Origin of the sequence: Candidatus Electronema sp. TJ, from assembly GCF_048287355.1 — a bacterium.
Classification (GTDB): domain Bacteria; phylum Desulfobacterota; class Desulfobulbia; order Desulfobulbales; family Desulfobulbaceae; genus Electronema.
Window position 1 is genome coordinate 1 of record NZ_JBLWEP010000162.1, and the last position, 4,631, is coordinate 4,631.

A 4,631-nucleotide genomic window follows, 5' to 3' on the forward strand; every position below is an offset into this window, starting at 1 on the left:
TTTTATGACTCAGGCGTTTGAGACGCGTCTTGAAATTGAGATGCATGCGTTCTGCTTGCCAAGACCGGCAAAGTCGGCAGCCGCTGTTCAAACAGAGGAGCGACACCTGAAATCAGCGGCCAAGAACGGCCTTTCACCGCTGGCATCGCCCCAAAGTCAACCGGAATTGCCCTGATTCCAATTGGAATCACCCTGATTCCGATTGGAATTGACACGATTCACATTGGAATCGTCCCGTTTCCGGTTGGAATCAGGGCGATTCCAATTGACTTTGCCCCAATTCCAATTGGAATCAAGCCGATTCCAATCGAAAACGGCCTGATTCCAATTGGAATCAAGGCAATTCCAGTGTGAAACGTCCCGGTTCCAATGTGAATCAGGACGTTTCAAACGCGCCTTAGCCGAGAAAAAACCGTAAAATATCGGAATGATGCCTGGCGCAGACGGAGAGACTCAGGCAGAGGCAGCTGTTTTGTGGAGAATGTCAGCGAGGACAGGAAGGGCTACGCGCAAGGAGTAGAGCCGCTCCGCTCGCGCCCTGCCCGCAGCACCCATGCGCTGCCGGGCTTCAGGATGATCGCGAAAGAAGCGCAGCGCAGCCGACCAGTCCTCCTCGCAGTTCGCCAAAAAGCCGCAGTCTGCACTGACCGCCTCGGCGTTCGCGCCGACATTGGAGGCTGCAACAGGCACCCCGCAGGCCATGCATTGAATCAGCTTGAAGGCGCACTTGCCTTTGGCCCAGTTGTCATCTGGCAGCGGCATCACGCCGACATCAAAGGAGTTGATCAGCGATATCTCCGTTGCCTCGCTCCATTCCGCCTCCTCAACAGCAACTTGGGGAATGCGGGGCGCTTTGCCGCCGACAACAAGCAGCCGGACAGGCCCTTCCTCGCCCAAGCGGGCCAGCGGCCGGACAAGCTGGGCAAGATACGGCGCAGTGGTTGGCGAGCCGATCCAGCCGACAGTGAACTGAGCATGTTCAGCGCGGGGCAAGGGCCGGTGCCGCTCCGTGTCGACTACAGTCGGCAAGATGAAGGTGTTGCGGTTGCGCTGCCGAGCATATTCAGCCAAAATACCGCTGCCCGCCGTGACCGCCGCCGCATCCGCCATCAATGCGTCAATTTTGCCGCCCAGAGCGGGCCGCATGACACTCAGCCAGCCGCTCCTCCGGTATTTCAGGTGAAATGCGTCGTCAAGGTCGTGCACATAGGGCAGCTGCCGCAGCAGGCGCAGCTCGAGCCAAGAAGGGAGAAGGGGGAACAGCTCCGCGTAGAGCATGGCCGCGTCGAACCGCTGCCGGTTCATCAGGAGCGAGAGCCGCTCCCAGCCCGATTTCAGCAGCGGCGTGGCAGGCGGGCAGCGACCTGAGAAACGGCAGCGCAGGTATTGATCATCAAGCAGATGATGGATGCGGAGGTCAATGCCATGCTCAGCTAAACCGGGCGCGTACTGCTCCAGCCTGTAGCGGGTGCTGGCGGCCAAGGGGCCGTAGAGGGCAAGTCCAAGAACCTTGATCATCTCTGAGCAAGATCCTCATAAATCCGCTGATAGTGGGAAACGCCTTCCTCCAGCGAAAAATAACGCTCAGCTGCTGTTCGGCAGCGTTCCCGTATGCCGGGCTGCCGCGCCATCAGGAGCAGGCTGCTGACCGACTCGCGCATGGCTGACATGTCAAACCGCTTCAGCAGCACGCCAACCCGCTCTTTTTCTATCATTGAGTCAATGTCGCCCACGCCGCTGTTGCAAAGACAGGGCACTCCGCAGCCGAGAAACTCGCCCAGCTTGGTGGGTGCAGATGCTTTTTTAGAATAGACAGGCTTGATAAAAAAAATGCCTGCGTCCATTCTCCGCATGGCCTGCGCCACCCCAGCATGATCAACAGCTTCTATTTGGACTAAAGACGGATCAATCGCCAATGCTTTCATGCGTTCCTGAATGTGCTCATGTCCTCCACGGTTGAGGATATGCAGACGAGCATCCGGCAGTTCTTCAAGCATCAACTGAAAGCAACGCAGCACCTCATCAAAGAGATACCAGACTCCCACCGAACCGACATATCCCAAAGTGAAAGGATGGTCTTTGGGGCGAGATTCCTTGTCAGGATAAAACAGTTCCAAGTCAGCGCAGGTGGTGATGATCCTGAAATCCGGCATCCTGTCTTGCAAGTACGGAAAGGTGCGCATCTCATCCATAGCCGCTTGCGTCAAAGCAATCACGCAGTCTGCGTTCAGCAGGAAATGTCGCTCAAACCATTTCGCCGATCGATACAGATATCCGCCCGCAGGCCACAGGCCGCCATCCACGCGCTCATCGGCCCAGAATCCCCGCATGTCAAAAACATATCTCAGCTTGAGAAAGGAAATTCTTTTGAGTGCCAAAGCAATAACCGAAGCCACATAACTTCTGGCATGGATGATGCGGATGCGATGGCGGAGAACTATCCATGCGGCAGCAGCAACACCGACCAGCATGTCAAGAGAAGTCGCCAAGGCAGTTGGTCTTTTATGATATCGCAGAGGTAACCATGTAATGTCTGCAATAGTCATACGCCTAAGCATATTTATTCTCAGCTCATTATTCTTCCAGTCACTTTCCTTTTCAAAGCTTATTAGGAATATTTTATTGAAGTTTGCCAACTTTTCTATGCAACAGACCACTTGAGATTGACCTAGAGGCTCAAGGATGCCGTCATATGTTGTATATAAAATTTTACTTAACACAATTATCAAAAAATTATTTATCTACTATTAGATTGATAACAAAATCAAGCTTAACGGCTGGTTGCTGGTGAGATATGAGCAGGATGGTCATATCTCTGCATTCAAAGTTAAATTCTTTAATTATCCTCTCTTCAGTCTCTGCATCCAGCGCATTCGTCGCCTCATCTAAAATCAGGATTTTCGCCTGTTTGTACAATGCCCGCGCGATGCCAATTCTCTGCCTTTGCCCACCGGACAAACGCACTCCACGCTCACCGACCAGAGTTTGGTAGCCATCCGGCAGGGTTTCAATGAAATCTTCTATCTGCGCTTGCCGGGCTGCCTGCTTTATCCGTACGTTATCTATTTGATTCGGCGCAATGCCAAAGGCAATATTTTCAGCAATGGAAGCGTCTGCAAGAAAGATGCTCTGCGAAACATGAGCGATATTCCGCTGCCAAGCTCGAACATTGCTCGGACTGATAGCAATCCCGTCAACAAATATCTGCCCCTCAGTTGGAGCAAGCAGCCCCATGACAAGGTCGAGCAGGGTGCTCTTGCCGCAGCCTGTTGTGCCAACTATCCCTATTTTTGCCCCATTCGGAATTGTCAGACTCATCCTGTCGAATATTCTGTGCGGCGAATTGGGATACTGGAAACTGACCTTGTCCAAGACAATGCTTTGGTTAAACGGCAGAGGGGAAACAGGACTCGCCACCTGCGCACAGGGAAGATTGATTTTGTTCAGCCAGTCAGCCACCTCAGCCAATGTGGCCTGAATGCCGCTAATGAACGACCAAGAAAAATAAACTTGCTGAAGGCTCGGCAGCAACCGCTGCGCACCAAAAGCCAAGGCTCCGAGCATGGGCAAGGCTTGCTCATCCGGCGAGCTGGTCTGGATCGCATAAGATAGAACAGCAATTAAAACAATGCCAGTCAGCTCCAGCAATGATTTTGGTAGTACGCTGAGAAACATGTTTTCCGTGCTGGCGCATTCCAGTTTTTTGACTGCTTGGGCGTGCGTTGCACTGAAAACACATTGGCTGCCGTCAAGAATTACCTCCCGGATGCCGCCTAATCCCTCCTGCATGCATTTCACCGCTTTCGGCTGGCTTTCCGCCACAGCGACACTGTTGCGCCTGATGCGGCGGCGGGTCAAAAAACCGCTGAGAAGGTAACCTCCGCCCAGCACAAGCAAGGCTGAGACAGCAAGCAGCGGGCTGATCAGCAGCAGTGCTCCTGCCACTGCTCCGCTCATAATTAAGGCGGTGAGAAGGAACAGCACCTGCATGATCCCCACGCTGACTGCTATAGCTGCTTTTTCCGTAGTCAGACTGATCAGCTGGCTGCTGTTATGGGCGAGATGGAATTCGTAGGGCTGGCGCAGCACCATGTCGTAGAGGTCGCAGCGGAGCTGCGTTCCCATCGCCGCAGTCAGGCGGGTGTTGCACCAGAGCTGGAGGATGCGCAATCCAGCTGCTCCTGCGGCAAGAAACGCGAAACCGATGGTCAGGGGCAGCAGCAGCGCATCAGCCGAACGGATGCCGAGCAGTCGAATGAAGGGTCGCATCCAGCCTGCCTCCAGCAGCCGCTCCGGCGCAGTCAGCGCACTGAGAAAGGGCACCGCCGCGCCGATGCTGATCATTTCCGTAACCATAGAAACCAGCATCAGAAGCAGAAGCAGAAGCAGCTGAAGCCTCCGTCTTCGGCCTAAATACAGCCAGAGAACAAACAGGCTGTCCAGTATGCCGCCAGCCGTCGACCTCTTCAGTAAAATTTCAGGCATCTCCTCAAAAAGAAGGGGGAAAACCGGCAATCCGGAGTCCCCCCTTGCTTACACAGTATGGAAAGGCTTGACTTAGAAGCGGCAGCGCAGGCCTGCGCCGAAGCGTCCGTACTCGCCCAGCGTGTCGAACTCGTCAAAGGCGGAAC

Annotated in this window: 4 protein-coding genes; 1 reads left to right on the top strand and 3 read right to left on the bottom strand. The window is 54.2% G+C overall.

Annotated features, from left to right (window positions below; genetic code table 11):
• Positions 1-453: 453 nt before the first annotated feature.
• The 3 genes from ACNKID_RS10400 to ACNKID_RS10410 are packed head-to-tail and all read right to left on the bottom strand — an operon-like array spanning position 454 to position 4,269.
• Entirely contained in the window at positions 454-1,518 is a 1,065-nt protein-coding gene (locus ACNKID_RS10400) for a glycosyltransferase (protein WP_417913365.1), read from the bottom strand.
• Positions 1,515-2,720: a glycosyltransferase gene (locus ACNKID_RS10405; RefSeq protein WP_417913366.1), complete on the bottom strand. Its 1,206-nt coding sequence runs from the start codon at positions 2,718-2,720 to the stop codon at positions 1,515-1,517. The genes ACNKID_RS10400 and ACNKID_RS10405 overlap by 4 nt, the downstream gene beginning before the upstream one ends.
• A 13-nt stretch (positions 2,721-2,733) precedes the next feature.
• Positions 2,734-4,269 carry an ABC transporter ATP-binding protein gene (locus tag ACNKID_RS10410; RefSeq protein WP_417913367.1) on the bottom strand — a complete coding sequence of 512 codons (1,536 nt, stop codon included), beginning with the start codon at positions 4,267-4,269 and terminating at the stop codon, positions 2,734-2,736.
• Here ACNKID_RS10410 and ACNKID_RS10415 point away from each other — a divergent pair.
• A complete protein-coding gene (locus ACNKID_RS10415; protein ID WP_417913368.1) occupies positions 4,241-4,393 on the top strand; it encodes a hypothetical protein in 153 nt (50 codons plus the stop codon). The two genes, ACNKID_RS10410 and ACNKID_RS10415, sit on opposite strands and share 29 nt — an antisense overlap.
• Positions 4,394-4,631: the final 238 nt, after the last annotated feature.